General features: G+C 67.1%; 17 protein-coding genes. 14 read left to right on the forward strand and 3 right to left on the reverse strand.

What is annotated here, in order from left to right:
• Nucleotides 1-38 precede the first annotated feature (38 nt).
• The 4 genes from IPI67_25200 (at nucleotide 39) to IPI67_25215 (ending at nucleotide 3548) form a co-directional block, all read left to right on the forward strand.
• Nucleotides 39-1061 (forward strand): zinc-ribbon domain-containing protein, encoded by a 1023-nt coding sequence (locus IPI67_25200; protein ID MBK7583475.1) that lies wholly within the window; start codon nucleotides 39-41, stop codon nucleotides 1059-1061.
• 116 nt (nucleotides 1062-1177) lie between these two features.
• Entirely contained in the window at nucleotides 1178-1519 is a 342-nt protein-coding gene (locus IPI67_25205) for a DUF2752 domain-containing protein (protein ID MBK7583476.1), read from the forward strand.
• Nucleotides 1520-1642: 123 nt separating this feature from the next.
• Nucleotides 1643-2716, forward strand: coding sequence for a hypothetical protein (locus tag IPI67_25210; protein MBK7583477.1), 1074 nt, complete (start codon nucleotides 1643-1645; stop codon nucleotides 2714-2716).
• 415 nt (nucleotides 2717-3131) lie between these two features.
• Nucleotides 3132-3548 (forward strand): PIN domain-containing protein, encoded by a 417-nt coding sequence (locus IPI67_25215; GenBank protein ID MBK7583478.1) that lies wholly within the window; start codon nucleotides 3132-3134, stop codon nucleotides 3546-3548.
• Nucleotides 3549-4039: 491 nt separating this feature from the next.
• On the opposite strand, the gene ychF is transcribed toward IPI67_25215, so the two are convergent.
• The gene (ychF, locus tag IPI67_25220) at nucleotides 4040-5143 is read right to left on the reverse strand and encodes a redox-regulated ATPase YchF (protein MBK7583479.1); all 1104 of its coding nucleotides are present in this window, start codon (nucleotides 5141-5143) and stop codon (nucleotides 4040-4042) included.
• A 139-nt stretch (nucleotides 5144-5282) separates the two neighbouring features.
• Between ychF and IPI67_25225 the strand changes: the two genes are divergently transcribed.
• Both IPI67_25225 and IPI67_25230 read left to right on the forward strand, forming a co-directional pair.
• On the forward strand, nucleotides 5283-6464 hold the full coding sequence (locus IPI67_25225; GenBank protein MBK7583480.1) for an acyl-CoA dehydrogenase family protein: 1182 nt from the start codon (nucleotides 5283-5285) through the stop codon (nucleotides 6462-6464).
• 9 nt (nucleotides 6465-6473) lie between these two features.
• On the forward strand, nucleotides 6474-7622 hold the full coding sequence (locus IPI67_25230; protein MBK7583481.1) for an acyl-CoA dehydrogenase family protein: 1149 nt from the start codon (nucleotides 6474-6476) through the stop codon (nucleotides 7620-7622).
• Between the two features lie 12 nt (nucleotides 7623-7634).
• On the opposite strand, the gene IPI67_25235 is transcribed toward IPI67_25230, so the two are convergent.
• A complete protein-coding gene (locus IPI67_25235) occupies nucleotides 7635-8231 on the reverse strand; it encodes a response regulator (protein ID MBK7583482.1) in 597 nt (198 codons plus the stop codon).
• A 52-nt stretch (nucleotides 8232-8283) separates the two neighbouring features.
• Nucleotides 8284-9003, reverse strand: coding sequence for a glutamine amidotransferase (locus IPI67_25240; GenBank protein ID MBK7583483.1), 720 nt, complete (start codon nucleotides 9001-9003; stop codon nucleotides 8284-8286).
• A 29-nt stretch (nucleotides 9004-9032) separates the two neighbouring features.
• Here IPI67_25240 and IPI67_25245 point away from each other — a divergent pair, with 29 nt between their 5' ends.
• The 8 genes from IPI67_25245 (at nucleotide 9033) to lexA (ending at nucleotide 17568) form a co-directional block, all read left to right on the forward strand.
• Nucleotides 9033-10115 (forward strand): dipeptide epimerase, encoded by a 1083-nt coding sequence (locus tag IPI67_25245; GenBank protein ID MBK7583484.1) that lies wholly within the window; start codon nucleotides 9033-9035, stop codon nucleotides 10113-10115.
• 52 nt (nucleotides 10116-10167) lie between these two features.
• Nucleotides 10168-11646 carry an HAD-IG family 5'-nucleotidase gene (locus IPI67_25250; protein MBK7583485.1) on the forward strand — a complete coding sequence of 493 codons (1479 nt, stop codon included), beginning with the start codon at nucleotides 10168-10170 and terminating at the stop codon, nucleotides 11644-11646.
• A 76-nt stretch (nucleotides 11647-11722) separates the two neighbouring features.
• Nucleotides 11723-13987 (forward strand): hypothetical protein, encoded by a 2265-nt coding sequence (locus tag IPI67_25255; GenBank protein ID MBK7583486.1) that lies wholly within the window; start codon nucleotides 11723-11725, stop codon nucleotides 13985-13987.
• A 125-nt stretch (nucleotides 13988-14112) separates the two neighbouring features.
• Nucleotides 14113-14850 carry a MotA/TolQ/ExbB proton channel family protein gene (locus IPI67_25260; GenBank protein ID MBK7583487.1) on the forward strand — a complete coding sequence of 246 codons (738 nt, stop codon included), beginning with the start codon at nucleotides 14113-14115 and terminating at the stop codon, nucleotides 14848-14850.
• A 3-nt stretch (nucleotides 14851-14853) separates the two neighbouring features.
• The gene (locus tag IPI67_25265; protein ID MBK7583488.1) at nucleotides 14854-15297 is read left to right on the forward strand and encodes a biopolymer transporter ExbD; all 444 of its coding nucleotides are present in this window, start codon (nucleotides 14854-14856) and stop codon (nucleotides 15295-15297) included.
• A 7-nt stretch (nucleotides 15298-15304) separates the two neighbouring features.
• Complete coding sequence (locus IPI67_25270) at nucleotides 15305-16186, forward strand: energy transducer TonB (protein MBK7583489.1); 882 nt, start codon at nucleotides 15305-15307, stop codon at nucleotides 16184-16186.
• Between the two features lie 85 nt (nucleotides 16187-16271).
• On the forward strand, nucleotides 16272-16739 hold the full coding sequence (locus IPI67_25275; GenBank protein ID MBK7583490.1) for a cyclic nucleotide-binding domain-containing protein: 468 nt from the start codon (nucleotides 16272-16274) through the stop codon (nucleotides 16737-16739).
• A gap of 190 nt (nucleotides 16740-16929) precedes the next feature.
• Nucleotides 16930-17568, forward strand: coding sequence for a transcriptional repressor LexA (gene lexA, locus IPI67_25280; GenBank protein MBK7583491.1), 639 nt, complete (start codon nucleotides 16930-16932; stop codon nucleotides 17566-17568).
• Nucleotides 17569-17939: the final 371 nt, after the last annotated feature.

The raw sequence follows: 17939 nt of genomic DNA on the forward strand, positions 1-17939 counted from the left end.
GCCGCTCGGTGGTAAATCCCGAGGCGCGGAGGTCACTCGTGTTTTGCCCGAATTGTGGGACGCAGAATCCTGATACGGCCACCACTTGCACCAAGTGTGGTTTCAACCTCAAAGGCGCCGCTGCCCCTAAGTTCAAGGGCACGATGCTGATGATGAACCCGCAGCAAGGGGCGGCAGCTCCTAAACCGGGTGCGCCAGCGGCTCCGGCCGTGCCTTCGGCGCCCAAGCCTCAACTGAAGGGGACGATGCTCGGCGTCGCGCCGCCCTCGATGGGGTCCGCACCGCTACCCCCTGGAGGAGCACCCGCTCCGGCGGCTCCCCCGCCGGCCGGACCCCCTCCGGGTGGTTTTGGCGGCCCCGCCGATCCCCTCGGCGGCACGATGGTCGCGCCACCCGGCGGTGCGCCGCCCGGGTTCCCTCCTCCTGGTGCGGATCCAGGGTTCGGGGGTCCGCCGCCCGGCGGTCCGATGGGCGGCCCGCCTCCCGGTGGTCCGATGGGTGGCCCTCCTCCTGGTGGTCCGATGGGGGGTCCGCCTCCCTGTGATCCCACGGTGGCTCCTCCGGTGGACCTTACGGCCCCCCCTGGGTGGTCTCCCCCGGTGGGCCTTACGGTCCTCCCCCGGCGGTCCGCCCCGGCCCGATGGGGTCCCCCAGGTGGTCCTACGTCCGCCCCCGCCATGGTTTCGCGGCCGGCGCCCGCCCCCGGGCTTCGGGCGACACCGCCCGCGCGCGCCACCCGGCGGCGCACCCATGATGGTGCGGCGGCGCGCCCCCTTCGGCCCCAGCAGACACCCATCGCAACGGCTGCACGCGCTTTGTTACGTGCCGGTCGAAATGACGCTCAAGGCCTTCCGCGGCAAGGACGACATCAACCCGATCATGTTCTTCGTGCCGATCCTCAACCCCACTTTTGGCCCCGAAGGCTCGAGGCCAAACAAATGGCCGGCGTGCCCAATGCTCAGGTGTCGCACCCAATTCTCTACTTCTTCCTGTGGCCGTACTTCCTGACTGCCGATCTGAATGAGATCTGGCAGGCGGCGAGCGGCGGCCGGCAGATGTGAGCAGCGCGGCGACCGCCCCGTCTTTTGGGCCACTCGGATTTCAACCCGGGTGGCCCAAGCGCGTTTTGTTGGTGGCGCTGATCCTGTCACCGTTGTTCGCCGCAGTGCTCATCGACATGCCGATGTGCCCGACTGCCGCGATCTTCGGCATCCCGTGTCCAGGCTGCGGCCTCACTCGCGCCACGCTCGCGCTCTTCCACGGTGATCTGGGCGGCGCGCTTCATTATCACCCGCTCGTGTTCCTGGCGACGCCGATGTACTTCGGAGTCATCGGCAGCATCGCGTTTGGCTACGTGCGCGGCGGCATCGAGAAGATCCCCTCCGGCCGCCTCACGAAGTTGATCTCGGCCCTGGCCGTCGTGACCTTCTTCCTCCTGATGGGGATCTGGCTTGCGCGGTTCTTTGGGGCGTTCGGTGGGCCCGTCGAGATCCGAACCTTCCGCGCTTCGCACAGGTGAACGCGGTCGCGAGCCGGGGTTCTCCCGCCAAAATAGGCCCGCGCGGGAGAGCAAACGCCACATGCGCTAGACTGTGGGCTCGACTGACGCGAGCGCGTCACGAAGAACCTCGGAGCTGAACCCATGAGAAACTTGAACGCCGCGCGCCGGGCCGGACTCGCCATCGGTCTCTCTGGGCTCCTCTCCGTTAGCCTCGGCGGCTGCGGCGGGAACGACGACGGCGGCACCGTTGGGCCGAGCCTGGGTGGCGCGGGCGGCGGCGGCGCCAACGCAGGGGGCGGCGGCAGCGCGGCCAGCGGCGCGAACGGTGGCAGCGGTGGCGGCATCAACCTCGACGGCGGCGGCGCCAGCACCGGGACGGGCGGCGGCGGCGGCACGAAGGGCTGCGAGAAGATCGACTTCCTGTTCATCGTCGACAACTCCGTCTCGATGGAGCCGGAGCAGGCGGCGCTCGTCGCGGCGTTCCCGGGTTTTATCGCCGCGGTGGAGAGCACCGTCGCCGCGGGCAGCAACTACCACGTGATGGTGGCGGACACCGACGAGTGGGGCCGCTGCAACACGGCCAATCCCTGGACCGGCATCGATCCGACCAGCACGACCTGCAACGGCTACATCAAGAAGACCAAGTTCGAGGAGTGCGACCGCACGCTGGGCGCTGGAGTGATCAACCCCGCGGGGGAGTTCGCCAGCAACAAGATCTGCCCGTTCCCCGCGGGGCGTCGCTTCTTGCAGCAGGGCGATCCCAACGTGCCGGCGGCCTTCGCGTGCGCGGCCCAGGTCGGAGTCGCGGGTCACTCGAAGGAGCGCCCCATGGATGCAATGCTCGCCGCGCTCACACCCCAGATCAACGCGGCCGGCGGCTGCAACGAAGGTTTCTTGCGCGACGACGCGCTGCTGGTCGTGACGTTCATCAGCGACGACCCCAACTACGAAGACAAGGGCACACCCCAGAGCTGGTACGACGCGGTCGTTGCGGCCAAGAAGGGCGACCCCAAGGCCGCGGTGGTGGTCGGTTTCACGCCCGCCACCTGCGGCGGCGGCGGCACCACCAAGGGCGCGCACTGGGAGGAGTTCATCAAGAAGTTCCCGTTCTCCATCGCCGCGCCCGTCTGTGCGACGGACTACGCGACCACGTTTGCGCAGGCCGTCAACGTGGTCGACGACAGCTGCGATCAGTACGTTCCGCCCATCAAGTAGCGATTCGGGCGAAGCAGCCGAGGGGGCGCACCGCGGCAACGAGCGCGTAGCGCGGCGCGGGGCGGCGAGGTGGCCGCGATCGGGCGGCGACGGGGCGGCGCGCGGACGCGCCTGCGCACGAAGAAGAAGAGCGGGCGGGTGCAGGGTGGAGGCTCCTGTCGCCACTTGCGTGACGATTCCTACTCTGGTAGGAATCATGTGTGGCGGAGACAGCTGCAGCCAAGCTCTCTGTGAGCGTCCCGAGCGACCTGGCGAAGGCGGTACGGCGACGGGTCGGGCCTCGCGGGCTTTCGGGGTTCGTGGCGCGTGCCATCGCGCACGAGCTCGAGCGCGAACAACTCGGTGCGTTCTTGGCTGGGCTCGACCGGGATCTCGGTCCGGTGCCGAAAGGCACCCTCTCCACTGCTCGTAAAGCATGGCCGAAGCGCTGATTCTGGATTCGGAGGCGGTCAATGCGCTCGCCAATGCGACCGAGCGCGGCGTGCTGGCGGATAGAGCCCGGGCCATCCTCACCGTGGCGCATGAGCGTGGTGCGCTCGTCCGCGTCCCCGCACCTGTGCTCGCCGAAGTGTGCCGAGGCCCTCGGCATGACCCTCCCATTGACCACCTCCTCGCCTCGCGCGGGATCGTCGTTTGTGACCTCACCCAGACGATCGCCAAACGGGCTGGCCATCTGCTAGGTCGTGCCAAGCTATCCTCCGCCCACGCTGTGGACGCATTCGTCGTAGCAACCGCGCTACTCTTTGACGCTTCCGTGATCGCAACCGGGGACCCCGCGGACATGCGGCGACTTGCTTCACCCTTCAAGCAGGTTCGAGTTTTCGCCATCTAGCCTCGACTCGAGCAGTCTTGCGACGCTCAGATCGCGATCGGCATGAGCGGCGTAAACCCACTTGAACTACCGGCGAGGCCGGCGGATGCCGTGCACTTCCGTCGTGGCATACTGCCAACAGGGTTCGAGCACGGCCGCCCCTTTGGCAAAGCCTGAGGCGATTCGTGCGCAACAACGCGCGCGGCGTGGCCCACCTGGCGCGGATCGCGCGCGTGGCGCCGTACGATGGAGTCGAGGCCCACCACCGCTTGATAGAGTGGATCGATGATGCGTTCGCCACCTACCAGATCTCGTCTCACTACGGGACGAGAACGCCGACTGCCGGGCCTGAGGATGGCGCTGACCGGTCACGAGATCATCGTTCGGCAGTGGAAGGCGCAGTCCAAGCGCGGGCTCGAGCGCGCCGCCGCCAGGCTGGCGGCGGGCGAGCACCAGGCGGTCGGCGCGAGATGATCGGGCGGCCTCCCGACCCGTGGCAGGGAACCCGGCGCCTAAACGTTGAACCGGAAATGCATCACGTCGCCGTCCTTGACCACGTAGTCGCGGCCCTCGATGCGCAGCTTGCCGGCCTCGCGGCACTTGGCTTCGCTGCCGAGGTTGACCAGATCTTCCCACCAGATGACCTCGGCCTTGATGAAACCGCGCTCGAAGTCGGTGTGGATCACGCCGGCACCCTGGGGCGCCGTCCAGCCTTTCTGGATGGTCCAGGCACGGACCTCCTTTTCACCCGCCGTCAGGTACGTGATCAGGCCGAGCATCTCGTAACCGACGCGGATCACCTGATTGAGGCCGGGTTCACTCAGGCCGACGCTGGCGAGAAAGTCGGGGCGATCGGCGGGCTCTAGCTCCGCGATCTGCGCCTCGAGCGATGCGCAGATCGGGACGACCGGCGCGCCCTCCGCTTTCGCCAGCGCAACGAGCGCCGCGTAGTGCGGGTTGCCTGCGAGGTTCGTCAGGGAGGCCTCGTCGACGTTGGCCGCGTAGAACGTCGGCTTCGAAGTGAGCAGCTGCATCTCCTTGACGATGGCGCTCTCCTTTTCGTCCTCGAAGCGCAGGCTGCGCGCCGGCCTGCCGGCGTCGAGGTGCTCCGCCAGCTTCTCGCACACCCCGATGGCGAGCTTCTCGATGGGGTCGCCACCCTTCGACTGCTTGCGGGCGCGGTCCAGGCGGTTCTGTACCGTGTCGAGATCTTTCAAACACAGCTCGGTGCCGATGGTCGCGACGTCGGCGACCGGATCGACCCGCCCGTCGACGTGCACCACGTTCGAGTCGGTGAAACAGCGCACGACGTGCGCAATCGCGTCGACCTCACGAATGTGCGAGAGGAACTTGTTGCCGAGGCCTTCACCCTTCGACGCGCCCTTCACCAGGCCGGCGATGTCCACGAAGCGGATCGTCGTCGGGATGATCTTCTCGGGTTTGCACACCTTGGCCAGCGCATCGAGCCGCGGGTCCGGCACCGTGACGACGCCGACGTTCGGCTCGATGGTGCAGAACGGGAAATTCGCGGCCTCCGCCTTGGCGGTGGAGAGCGAGTTGAAGAGGGTGCTCTTGCCGACGTTCGGCAGGCCGACGATGCCGCAGGAAAATCCCATGAGGGCGAGCCCTATAGAGCATCTTTCGGAGCGACGAAACAGCTAGGGAAATTGGGCGCGGACACTGCGCCTCCCGAATTGCCGCGCCGTGTTATAAGCCCACGCTGCGTCGGCTGGACGCCCACCCCGAGGACCCGCCATGGACCTTTCTTTCAGCCCCGAAGAGCTCGCCTTCCGCGACGAGGTTCGCGCCTGGATCGCGAGCGCCCTGCCCCCACACCTCAAGGCCAAAGCCGAGATCGACGCGGAGTTCGACCACGACGAGGTGATGGAGTGGCACAAGATCCTCGGCAAGCAGGGCTGGGCTGCGCCCCACTGGCCGAAAGAGGTCGGCGGCACCGGCTGGGATGCGGCACGGCGCTTCCTCTTCAGTGAAGAGCTGGAGCTGGCGGGCACCCCGCGCACCTCCCCGTTTGGCCTGGCCATGGTCGGTCCGCTCTTGATCCAGTTCGGCAACGACGCGCAGAAGAAGCGCTACCTGCCGAAGATCCTCAGCGGTGAGGACGTCTGGTGTCAGGGTTACTCGGAGCCGAACGCCGGCAGTGATCTGGCCTCGCTGGCGCTGCGTGCGGAAGACAAGGGCGACCACTTCATCCTGAACGGGCAGAAGACGTGGACGACCTACGCGCAGTACGCGGACTGGATCTTCTTGCTGGCGCGGACCAACGGCGAAGCGAAGAAGAAACAAGAAGGCATCAGCTTCATCCTGTGTGACATGAAGTCGCCGGGAGTGACGGCAAAACCGTTCCTGACTACCGGTGGAACGCCCGCGTTCTGCGAGACCTGGTTCGAGAACGTGAAGGTGCCGAAGGAGAACCTGGTCGGGGAGATGAACCAGGGCTGGACCTACGCCAAAGCGCTGCTCGGCCACGAGCGCACGCTGGTCGCGGGCATCGGCATCAGCGCCCGGGCGCTGCTTCGGGCCAAGCGCATTGCGCGAGATACCCAGGCGGGCGGGCGGGCGCTGCTCGACGACCCGGTCGTTCGTGCACGCATCGCCACCCTCGAGATCCGCCTCGAGGCGCTGCGCATGGCGAACTATCGGGCGCTGGCCGGAGCCAAGCTCGGTCACGCGCCGGGACCGGAGTCCAGCATCCTCAAGCTCCGCGGCACCGAGATCCAGCAGGGGTGCATGGACCTGTTGATGGTCTTGATGGGGCACAACTCGCTGTCTTGGTACAACGAGGCCGGCGTCGTTCCACCGCGCGAGCACTGGGTCGCGCCGGGGTTCAACTACCTGCGAGCGGCCACGATCTACGCGGGCTCCAACGAGATCCAGAAGAACATCATCTCGAAGATGATTCTTGGGCTCCCCAGCTGAGGAACGACGATGGACTTCGAATTGACCGAGGATCAGACCCTGCTCGTGGACACCGTCCGTGAGTTCGTGAAGAAGGAATCTCCCGTCGAGCGCATGCGCAAGCTGCGCGGCACGGAGCTCGGCTGGGACCGGAAGACCTGGAAACAGATGGGCGAGCTCGGCTGGCTCGGCGTGATGTTCCCCGAGAGCGTGGGCGGCGCCGGCATGACGTTCGTCGAGGCCGGGTTGATCTTGCAGGAGCTCGGCACGACGCTCGTGCCCGAACCCATCATCCCGCTCATGGTTGCGGGCACCGCCATCGCGAGGTCCGGCTCGCCGGAGCAGCAAGAGCGCTTCCTGGCCAAGTCGTTGACTGGCGACGAGAGCCTGGCCTTTGCCTGGAACGAGGAGCAGAGCCGGCACGACGTCAACGACGTGAAGACCCGCGCCGAGAAGACCAAGGACGGGTTCCGCCTCGATGGGCAGAAGCGCTGGGTGCTGAACGGCCACGCGGCCGATCACATCGTGCTGAGCGCGCGCTCCGGCGGGGACACCCGCAGTGGCGACGGGCTCTCGCTGTTCGTGATCGACAAGGACACGCCCGGCGTGAAAATCCAGGCCGTCCAGATGATGGACAGCCAGAAGGGCGCGCTCTTGGAGCTGAAGAACGTCGAGCTCGGCAGGGACCGCTTGCTCGGCGAAGAGGGCAAGGCCGGGCCGCTGCTCGATCACCTGATGGACTACGGCGCCGCCGCCACGGTGTGTGAGGCAAGTGGCATCCTGCAGTCCGTGCTGTGGATGACCCGCAGCTACCTGATGGAGCGCAAGCAGTTCGGCGCGCCCATCGGCAGCTTTCAAGCGTTGCAGCACCGCGCCGTGGACATGTTCGTGGAGACCGAGCTGACCAAATCCGTGGCCATGCTCGCGATGATCAAGGCCGACGAGACCGACGTCGCCGAGCGGCACCGGGCCATCAGCGCCGCCAAGACCAGCGTCATCGAGAGCGGGGCGTTCGTGACTCGCCAGGGCATCCAGCTGCACGGCGGCATCGGGGTCACCGACGAACACGACGTCGGGCTGTATTTCAAGCGCATGCACATCCTCGCCACGCTGTTTGGCGACGATGCGTTTCACACCGCGAGGTACGCCGGGCTGCCGAGCTTCACGCGCGGGGTTTGACCCGCGCTCGGTTCAGTCGCCAATTAGCGCGCGGACCTTGTCCAGCAGTTCTTTCACCTTGAACGGCTTGATGATGTAGCCGCGCGCCCCGAGCTGGATGCCCTGCACGATGTCCTTGGGTGCGTCGCGCGCCGTGAGGAACAGGATGGGCAGGCGCCGGGCCTGAGGCACGAGCTTCAGCCGCTGCGCGACGCCGAACCCATCGAAGCCGGGCATCATCACGTCGAGCACGAGCAACTGCGGTGGGGGCTCCGCCGTGGCCTGCGCGAGGGCCTGCGGCCCATCCTGGGCCCAGCGCACGTCGTACTTGGGCTCGAGCATGCGCAGCAGCATCTTGGCGATTGCGGGATCGTCATCCGCTACGACGATGAGCTTCTTGTTGGACGCCGGCGGGCGATGGCTGACGCGGGCGCGCGGCGCCTTCGATGGGCGCGCGGGGGCCTTCGACGGGCGCGCGGGGGCCTTCGACGGGCGCGCGGGGGACTTCGATGGGCGCGCGGGGGCCTTCGACGGGCGCGCGGGGGATTTCGAGGGGGACGCGGGCGCTTTCGAGTTGCGGCTCGTGGGCCTCGAGGACTTGCGCCCCGGCGGAGCCTTCGAGTTGGCCATCACGGTATCTCTAGCATGTATGCCCGCACCAGCGCCTGGGCGTCCGCCCCCCTCACCCAGTCCCACCGCGCACGGCCTGCTCCACGAAGCGCCTGAGAACGCTCGCACCCGGCTCGGCGTCGTCGACCCGGTCGAGCGTCGCATCGACATCGAAACCCTCGGCGGTCAGGATCTCCCTCCGCTCCGTGACGTACGCGCGCATCGTCACCGCGTCGAACTCCGGGTGACTCTGCACGCCGACCACGCGCTCGCCGAAGCGCACGAACGCATGCGGGTCCTTCGGAGTGCGCCCTACCACACGCGCGCCCGGGGGAAGCTCTGCCACCACGTCGCGATGCGAAGCGTTGACCCGGAACGGACGTGCCACACCGTCGAACAGCACGTCCTTGGCAGTGAGCTCCGCCTCCACCGTTCCGATCTGACGCCCACGCGGGTTGTGCGCGACACGGCCACCCAGCGCCTGACCGAGCAGCTGGTGACCAAAACAAATCCCAAACACCGGCGCACCCGCCGCGACCCATCCGCGCAGGCGTGCCTCCGTCTCCAAGATCCACGGCGCACGCTCGGTGACACTCGCGCTCGACCCCGTCACGACGACACCCGAGATCTCCTCCGGCTCGGGCCACGCCGCCGGCGCCCGCGCATCGACCTCCAGCCACGGACCCGTCCAGGCCTCGCCGACCCCACGCCGGATCATGTCGGCGAAGCTGCCCCGCGAGGCCCGCGCGGCCGGAACGGGATCCCCGGTGACGACAATGGCTATCGGACGCATGACGGCGCTAGTCTAGCCGGGGTTTCAGCATGCTCGCCATCCGCCACCTGCGCGCCGAGGCCTTCGACGTCGCACTCACGACGCCGTTCGGCATCGCCGGCGGTAAACAGGAGGTCGCGAACAACGTCCTGGTCACGCTGGAGCTCGAGGACGGCACGTTGGGGTTGGGCGAAGCCGCACCGTTCCCGGTCGTGAGCGGCGAGACCCGAGACCAGACCCTCGCCAGCCTGGAGAGCATGCGCTCGGTCGTGACGGGCCAAGACGCGCGCCGCTGGCGACGCATCGCTGCACAGCTCGCGGAGCTCGCGCCCGGAGCGCCCGCCGCCCGCTGCGCCGTCGAGACCGCGCTGCTCGACGCACTCTGCCGCCATGCCGGCATGCCACTCTGGGAGTTCTTCGGCGGCGCCGAGCTCTCGCTGCACACCGACATCACGCTCGTCACCGGAACCGTAGCCGACACCCGAGCCGCCGCCGAGCGCGCCGCCCAGGGCGGGTTCGAGCTGCTCAAGGTGAAGATCGGCGGCACTCAGCTCGATACCGATCTCGCGCGCCTCGTCGCGGTCCTCGAGGCCGCGCCCCGCGCCCGGCTGATCCTCGACGCCAACGCGGCCTTCTCCTCCGACGAGGCCCTGGCTGTCTTGAGCGAGCTGGGTCCGTTTCGCTCACGCATCGTTCTGTTCGAACAGCCAACGCCAGCGGGCGACATCGAAGGCCTACGCCGGGTGCGCGAGAACGGACGCATCGCGGTAGCAGCGGACGAGAGCGCGAAGAACGCGCGCGCCGTAACGGTGCTCGCCCGAGAGCGCGCCGCCGACGTCATCAACCTGAAGCTGATGAAGAGCGGCGTTGCCGAGGCCCTCGACATGGCACTCACGGCTCGCGCGCTGGGCCTGCGTCTGATGATTGGCGGCATGGTCGAGACGGAGCTCGCCATGACCACCGGGGCGTGTTTCGCCGCAGGTCTCGGGGGATTCTCCTTCGTCGACCTCGACACTCCGCTGTTCATGGCGAAGCGGCCGCTCGCCGGCGGTTTCGAGCAGCGTGGACCGGAGCTCTCCCTCGCGGAGATAAAGGCCGGACACGGCGTCGAGCGGGTCCGAGACACGACGTAGCCAGTGCCAACAATTCGACAAGCGCGGGCATTGTCCTGAACAATCAGCTTTCTTGCCTCTCTACCCCAAACAACTGCTCTTGCCCCTGCCGGGGGTCGTCTCGGAATCGGCGCGCGGCCTGGGCATCCCCCGCGCGGATCGGGTGTTCGTCAACCGCAACCTGCGCCTCTCTGGCATCGAGTGGGTCGGGTTCGACATGGACTACACCCTGGCCATCTACCGACAAGAGGAGATGGACGCGATCAGCATCGACATGACCGCCGAGCGCATGGTGCGCCGGGGTTATCCCGCCTACCTGAAACACCTGAGCTACGACGCCCGCTTTCCCATCCGCGGGCTCTTGGTCGACAAGAAGCTCGGCCACGTCCTGAAGATGGACCGCCACAAAGGCGTACTCAAGGGCTACCACGGCCTGAGTCTCTTGGCGCGTGAGACGCTGGACGACCTCTATCATCACCTGCGCATCCGCCCGCACACTCCCCGCTACCACTGGATCGACACACTCTTTGCGCTGTCCGAGGTGACCGCGTACTCCGCCATCGTCGACGTGCTCGAACGCCGTGGCGAGCACGTCGACTACGCGACCGTTTTCGGCGACGTGCGCATGTCCATCGATGACGCACACCGCGACGGCTCGGTCTACGCCCGGGTGACCGCCGATTTTCCGCGTTACATCGAGCGCGACCCGGAGCTCGCCCGCACACTGCACAAGTTCAGGTCATCGGGAAAAAAGCTGTTTCTGCTGACGAACTCCCCGTCGAGCTACACCGACTCCGTCATGACCTACCTGCTCGGCAGCGCCATGGCGGAGTACCCGAGCTGGCACCACTACTTCGACGTCGTGATCGCGGCGGCGCAGAAACCCGCGTGGTTCCAGGACGGCCAACCCTTCCTGGAGCGTGACGGAGAGACCACCCGACCCGTCAAGGCTGGGCTCGAACGCGGACGGGTCTACGAGCACGGCAACCTGGCCGACTTCGAGCGACTGGTCGGGGTGCGCGGCTCCAGCGTGCTCTACGTCGGCGACCACATCTTCGGCGACATCCTGCGCTCGAAGAAGGAGACCTCCTGGCGCACCGCCATGATCATTCAGGAGCTCGACGCCGAGATCGCCGCCCTCGAGACCTGCGCCACCGAGCTGTCACGCATCCGCGACCTGCACGAACAGCGCGAGAAGATCGAGGACGAGCTGCGTTTCTACCAGACGCAGTTCAAGGAGCTGGGGCGAGCGACCAACCACGACGGCGCCGAGCGGATCGCCGACCGGGCCCGGGTCAAACGCGCCATCGACCGACTCCGGGCCGAGCTCCGACGCATCGACCAAGAACACGCCCTCTTGCACGAACGCGTCGATCGGACCTTCCACCCGTACTGGGGTTCGCTGCTGAAAGAAGAGAACGAGATGAGCGGCTTCGGACTTCAGGTCAGCCAGTACGCAGACATTTACATGCGCCGGGTCTCGAATTTGCTCGCCTACTCACCCCAGCAATTCTACCGCTCCCCGCACGACTTGATGCCCCACGAGCTGTGAGCGCGCCACTTCCCGAGCAGGACCTCGATCCGGCTTTAGAACTCGAGGCGCGTCCGTTGTAGCGTCCGGAGGGCAGATGCCCGACGCTCCGTCGACGAAACCCGTCCCACCTCGGGCATGGCTCCCGCGGCTCGGAGTGCTGGGCCTGTTCCTGGGCGTGGTCGCAGTCGCGTTCCAGGAGCTGTTCGCCCGCCCGGCGAACACCGGTTTCGGCGACTACCAGTTCTTCCACCACTCGTGGGAGCTCGGCCGGGTAGCCCTCAGCCGTCACGCCGAGCTGCCACTCTGGAACCCCTTTCAGTGCGGAGGGATCCCCGAGTGGGGTGATCCTCAGTCGCAGCTCTTCCACCCGCTCTTCTTCCTCACGTTCCTCGTGGGCAGCACCCTCGCGCTGAAGACGTTCATCGTCGCGCACGCGCTCTCGGGGCTGCTGGCGATGTACGCCTTCGCGCGGAGCGAAGAGAAACTCGGCCGCGCCCCAGCGGCACTCGCCGCGATCGCGTGGGCCACGTCCGGGTTCTTCGCCTGGCACGTCGGCTCCGGACACGGCGGCTTCGTTGCGTTTTACCTGGCGCCGCTGGTGCTGCTCGGTTTCCGGAGATCGATTTCCGAGCTGCGCTGGGCGGCGCTCGTGGCGACGACCTTCGCCCTCGCGCTCCTCGCCGGCGGCGTCTATGCCTTCCCGTACTTCGCGCTCCTGCTCGCCTTCGACGCCGGCGTGCTCTGGCGCCGCGGGGCCGAGCCCCGCCGGCTCGCTTCGGCCCTGGGTATCGCGGCGCTGCTCGCGCTCTTGCTGTCGGGGTTCCGCCTGATCCCGGTGCTCGAACACGTCGTGCTCTACCCGCGAGTCCGCGACCACAAGGACGTCGTCTCGCTGGCGGAGCTGTGGAACTTCCTGACCCACTTCGACCACGCCTCGGATCTCGTTCAGCTGCCCGGCCACCTCTACGGTCGCGTGGAATACGGCAGCTACCTCGGGTTCGGCGTGCTGGGTCTGGCCGCGCTCGGCATCGCCGTCGTGACGAAGCGACGCCCCAGCCTGCTGCTGGGCGCCGCCCTGTTCGGCAGCTTCTGCCTCGGCGACTTCGCGCGGCTCGCGCCATGGTCACTGCTGCGCCGACTGCCCCTGTTCAATTCACTGCAGGTGCCGACTCGCTTCCTGTTCGCGGTGACCTTTTTCGTCGCGCTCCTCGCAGCGCACGGTCTGGACTGGCTCCTCGCGACGGCAGAGGGCAGCGCGCGGCTCGAGCTCGGTCTGAAAAGACTGGGCAAGGCTCGCGCGCTCTTGCCGTGGCTCATCGCCGCGGCCGCCTCACTCCCCGTGCTTGCCGAGCACCGGGCAATCCTCGACGGGCACTGGGCGTCGCCGCCGATCATCGTGCGCGCGCCGAAGGACTTCAGCCTCGACGGCGTCCCGACCTCCAAACAGGAGGCCAAATTCCCGCCCCGAGCCCAGGCTCCCAACGACAACCTCGGCAGCGGCTGGTGTTACACCGGCATGGGCTACAAACCCGCTCCGTCGCTGTGGTCGGGTCCGGTCCCGCAGACCCGGGTCACTCCGCTCGGCACACTGATCGGCGAAGGGCGAACCACATCGACGGTGTTCGCCGAGGTCGAGCTGCCGATCGGCGGGCGAGTGGTCTTCAATCAGACCTACAGTCCCGGGTGGTCGGCGTCCGTCGGCGAAATCGCGGTCGACGAACGCCGGCTCGCGCTGGATCTGCCACCAGGCAGGCAGCGAGTCGTCGTCCGCTACCAACCTCGTTCGTTCTGGCCAGGGGTCGTCACGACCGGGGTCGGCCTGGCTGGCGTGGCCCTCTTGCTCTTCGTGCGACGTCGGCGGGTCCGCATCGCGGGTGTGCTGGTCGGCGTGGGACTCACCACGCTGAGCTACGCGCGCGCACTCGTCCCGGGACCGCTCGATCCGCCGGAGCGACCGAAACCGATGCTGTCGGCAACCGCCTCGGATTTTGCGGAACGGGCGCTGAACGATTGGTACAAACCGGCCAACGCCGTCGATGGCCGTAACGAGAGTGAGTGGCTCGCACCGCCGGGTCGAGATGCGTGGCTCGAGGTGCGCCTCGCCACCGCCATGCCCGTCCGTCACCTGGCGTTGACCAATGCCAAGAACCCACCGCACGGGAACTACGGGGCCGACGAAGTCCGCATCGAGACCTCGTTCGGTGGGGCGCTCGTGGATGAACGACGCCTCCGCTTCGCGGCTCCCGGAACCCTCCACCAGGGTGTCCTGCTCAGCGGCCGGCCCATCGACCAGCTACGCATCACGATCGAGAGCTGGCGGGGTACCGGCGGCGGGCTGGCCGAGGTGCGTGTGTTCTGAGTGACCGACCCCCGCGCGGATCCCGCGCACTCTCCGCCACTTTCACGTTTGACTATGGCTCCGTGGGCGATCCGCACTAAAGATATCGCCCTCCCACCGATCGCCCCGTCCCCAAGGAAAGACTCATGAATCTCGTATCGTGGCTGCAACGACTGATGACCAACTTCGGTGCCGGGTGGGTCATGTGGCTCCTCGTCGCGCTGAGCGTGCTCTCGGTTGCAGTCATGCTCGAGCGAGGCTGGTTCTACTGGTCCCTGCGCGACGACCTGGCAAAACTGGCCAAGGATCTCCGGGAGCGTCTCCGGGCCAACGACATCGACGGCGCAAAGAAGCGCATGGAGTCCTCTCCCAGCGCCGAGGCGGCGGTGGTGAGCGCCGGCCTGCTGGAGGCCGATCGCGGCCTCCGCGCCGCCGAACAGGCGATGCAAGGGGCTCAGGCACTGCAGCGCATCAAGCTCGAACGACGTCTGGCGTTCCTCGGCACCCTCGGCAACAACGCACCCTTCATCGGGCTGTTCGGCACCGTCATTGGCGTGGTGCAAGCGTTCGAAGCACTCAGCCGGCAGAACCAGACCGTGCAGACCGCGGGCGCCATGGCACCCCAAGAGGTGATGTACGCCATCGCCGAGGCGCTCGTCGCAACGGCAGTGGGCTTGGCCGTCGCCATCCCCGCCGTCGTCATGTACAACGTGTTTCAACGTCAAGCGAAGGCCATCCTCGCCAACACGGACGCGCTGACCCGCGTGCTCCTTTCGCACCTGTCAGCGATCGAGGCCGGTCACGCCCCGCGCATCGACGGCGAGTCCGAACCGCCCGCCAAGCCCCGCGAAAAGTCCGCCAGCCGCGCCGACGACGAGGAGTGATCGATGGCGGCCGGTAGTGGTGATGACGACGACGGGCTGATCAGCGGCATCAACGTGACGCCGCTGGTGGACGTCACCCTCGTACTCCTGATCATCTTCATGGTGACGGCGAAGATCATCGTCTCCCAGGGCATGCCCATGGACCTGCCGAAGGCTGCCAGCGGTGAGGACGTGCAGACGGTATTTTCCGTGGAGCTCGGCGCCGATGGCAAGACCGTGGTGGACTCGAAGGGCGTGCCGAGCGACGAGGCCATCGCGCAGCTTGCCAAGGACGCCAAGGCCAAGAACAAGGACATTCGTTGCGTGATCCGCGCTGACAAGAAAGTCGAGCACGGGCGGGTGATCCACGTGCTGGACTTGCTGCGCGGCGCGGGTGTGGCAAAAATTGCCTTCGCCGTCTCGCCCAAGGGTGAGGGGGTTCCAGTAGAAGCGCCCCAGCCCAAGTAATCTCTCGATGAGCGCAGTCGCCCACCCAGGTTCCTCGGTCTTCGGGACAGCGAGACCGGATCCGCTCGCGCGGGTGCTCGAGCTGGGCGAACGAGAGCTCCGCTTCGGCTTTGCCGTCGGTGTCATCGGAGCCGCGATGCTGCACGGCGTCGCGGTCTATCAGATGGCGACGAACCTGTTCGACATGGAGTTGTTCGCCCGGGGCGTGCGCGGCGTCGTGCTCGAGCGGCAGCGCGCCGAGATCGACATCGACCTGCACGAGCCGGAGCCGCCGAAGCCACCCCCGGCGCCGGAGGAGATCGTCAAGGAAGAGCCCGCGCCGACACCGCCGGTCGACAAACAGCAGGCGGAGAAGGACCAGCCACCACCCGAGGCGGCGCAAGCCGGCAAGCTGCTCACGCAAGAGCCGAGCCCCGACGATCCGCTCGACCTGACGAAGGACGGCTTCGTGACCGGGGACAGCGACCGTTTCGCGGGCGGCACGACGGCCTCCGCAGGCACGTCCAAGACAGCAGTAAACGACACCAAGGCGCGCAACGGCGGCGCGCCGGGAGGCAAGGGCACCAAACCCGGGGCCCCGGCAGGACCTGCGCCGACCGCCGCGAAAGACGGCTCACGGCCCGCGGCGCCGACCAGTCGCAGCTGGAACTGCGGCTTCCCGCCCGAAGCGGACTTCGATCAGATCGACTACGCCACCGTGATGATCAGTGTCACGGTCGGCACCGACGGCCGGGCCAAGAGTGTCAACGTGCTGAACGATCCGGGCCACGGCTTTGGCCGACTGGCAAAGAGCTGCGCCCTCCGCATGCAGTACACCGCAGGCATCGACAAAGACGGTCAGCCCGTGACCAAGACGACGAGCCCGTTCCCGGTGCGGTTCACGCGCTAGCGTGGGCCGCCGTTCGACGCCCCGAGGCCGCCGGCCCCTCGCCGAAGTGGCCGGGCTCGGGGGCTTGATTTAGAGTGCGAGGCTCGTGAGCACCGAGCGCGTCGAGCAATTGCGCAAAGTAGCGCTATTTAGTGGCCTGAAGACCGAGGCCCTGGAGCTGATTGCGAAGGTCGCCACCGAAGAGCGTCACGCGACGGGGACCAAGATTTTTCAGCACGGCGACGCCGGGGACAAGCTCTACCTGATCATGGAGGGCAAAGTGCGGATCAGCCGCGAAGTGCCGGGCATGGGGGAAGAAGCGCTCGCGGTGCTCGGCGCGGGCGAGGTCTTCGGCGAAATGGCGCTACTGGACGAGTCCCCGCGCTCGGCGGACGCTCGAGTCCACGAGCGCTGCCGACTGCTCGCAATCCCGAAGGACGGTTTCGACGATCTGCTTTTCCTGCACAAAGACCTGGCCTACGAGGTGCTCTGGAGCGTCGTGCGCATGCTGGTTGGCCGGCTGCGAGAGACCACCGACAAACTCACGTTCTTGTCGGTGAGCGGGAAGTTCTGAGCGCACGCACAGCGCTCGGACGCATCGCCCTGCGCGCCCGCAGCGTGGCGCGCGCGCAGTCCAAGCCGTTCAGAACCTCCCTGCGGGGAGGCCCGCGGGGCCCAAGAAATCCTTGGGTTTTCGCGCTGCTGTGGGAAAACTGTGTAGGACATTTGACTCCCGCACGGCCGTTCAGTAGCCTTGCCTCATCATGCAAGGACTCACGAAGCGCCAAGAGCAGACGTTGGCCTTCATTCGCTACTCGATCCAGGACCGCGGTTACCCGCCCACCCTGCGCGAGATCGGCGAACACATGGGCATCAAGTCGACCAACGGTGTGAACGACCACCTGCGCGCCCTCGAGCGCAAGGGCTACCTGCGCCGGGAAGACATGAAGAGCCGCGCGCTCAAGCTGGTGAACGACCCGAAGCTAGCGCCCGTGGCCGCCGACAACGACGACCTGGTCGAGATCGCGATCGTCGGTCGTGTCGCGGCAGGTGCACCGCTGCTCGCGGAAGAAAACATCGTCGACAACGTGCGCATCGACCGCATGCTCGTGCGGGGCGGAAAAGACGTTTTTGGCCTGAAAGTGGCCGGCGACAGCATGATCGACGCCGGGATTTTCAGCGGCGACTACATCTTCGTGAAGAAACAAGCGACGGCCGAGCGCGGTGAGATCGTGGTCGCAATGATCGGCGACGAAGCCACCGTGAAGTACTACTACCCCGAGCGCGACTACGTGCGCTTCCAGCCGGCCAACGCGCAAATGGCACCCATCTTGGTGCGAGCTTCGGACTTCAAGCCGACCATGCTGTTGGGCAAAGTCATCGGCGTTTTCCGCAAGATCTGAGCCGCCTTTCCGTCGGCGCTGACACCTGCGCTCGGGCTTCGCTCTGAGCGCGCGACGCTTTTGCCGAGCGCTCATGCTGGGCTGGTGCGTTCCGTGTCGGAACGACCTCGCCGACCGCCTCCGCGCCCAAGACGGGGTGGCACCAGGGTCAGTTCCGCCCCGGCGCCCCAGCCGCCCCTTCAGGATTTGTCCCGGGGCGCCCCCAGCACGGACTACCGGGAGGGGGAGAATACCCGGCCGATGGTCGTTCCCGAACGCCGCTTATTGACGGCGGAATCCGTCGGTTGGTAGCGTCCCCGTAGCGAAAATCGGCTGTCGAGCCGAGGGCAACGGATGACCAGGGAAGACAGCTTCGGTCGGGGCAGTGTGCG

This window comes from Myxococcales bacterium (genome assembly GCA_016706225.1).
Taxonomy (GTDB): Bacteria; Myxococcota_A; Polyangia; order Polyangiales; family Polyangiaceae; genus JADJKB01.